Below are 929 nucleotides of genomic sequence, written 5' to 3'. Positions count from 1 at the left end.
TCACCGTAAAGCGTTACGGCAGTCGAGATTTCCGCGAGCGTCCGGGCTTCTGTCATCCCCCGTGCACCAAGGTGTTCCATCGGCAGCGCCTGAAGGATGGTGCTGCGCTCGGAACGGATGCGCACGGCGGGAGTGGCAATCAGGGCAAAGACAGGCATGATGAACTCCATCGCCCAGTGGGCCCTTGCGGGCGCACAGGTTTTCAGGGTTGGGTTTCAGGCGGCAGAAGCCACGTCCTCGAGAGACGGCTGACGTGTCGATGAGCTGAAAATGTATTGGGCCGCGGCTGAAGCAGCACTCGCTGCGGTGAAAATGGCGCGCTTGTCAGCCTTCAGCAGTGCCAGCCAGTTCCCGATGTAATCCGCATGGCGGACCGTCGGCTCGATCTGCAGTTCCGCGCATACGAAAGCTGATGTCATCTCTGCGACCAGTTCCTCGGCCGCGTAGGCATGGTCACCAAACCGTCTGCCAAAGGTGCGCGACAGCCGGATTTCGGACCCGGTCCAGTGTCCGATCTCGTGAAAGACGGTTCTGTACCAATCGATCTGGTTGAAATAGGACTGCTGGGGCGGAACCCGGATGAAGTCCCCGTCCGGGGCATAAAATGCCTTGTCGCCGCCGATACGGATGTCCGCCCCGGTTTCGTGCATCAGCGCTTCCGCGTGCGGCACGATTTCGCGTTCCGGCAGCGGCGCGGTCGGCGCGACCATGCTTTCCGGCAGGTTCTCGCACTGGTCAAGATTGAACACCGTAAACCGCTTTAGAAACGGGATCTGGCGTGGCTCGTCGGAACCCGCTTCCGATTTTGGCGTGAAACGGTCAGCATAAAACACCGTCGTTCCCTTCTCGCCTTTCCTGACATTGCCGCCCTGCGCATGCGCCTGACGGAACGTCAGCCATTTCTGGGTAGAAAACCCCTGCATCTCTAC

Annotated in this window: 1 protein-coding gene; it reads right to left on the bottom strand. The window is 60.2% G+C overall.

Features of this window, described 5'->3' with window-relative positions:
• Positions 1-215 precede the first annotated feature (215 nt).
• The coding region (locus B7449_RS17590) for an ArdC family protein (protein WP_048883956.1) at positions 216-929 on the bottom strand (714 nt) is incomplete at its 5' end.

The sequence above is a fragment of the Komagataeibacter intermedius TF2 genome, assembly GCF_000964425.1.
Classification (GTDB): Bacteria; Pseudomonadota; Alphaproteobacteria; order Acetobacterales; family Acetobacteraceae; genus Komagataeibacter; species Komagataeibacter intermedius.
Note: the sequence above shows the minus strand (reverse complement) of the source record. Positions and strands in the feature narration are given on the sequence as shown.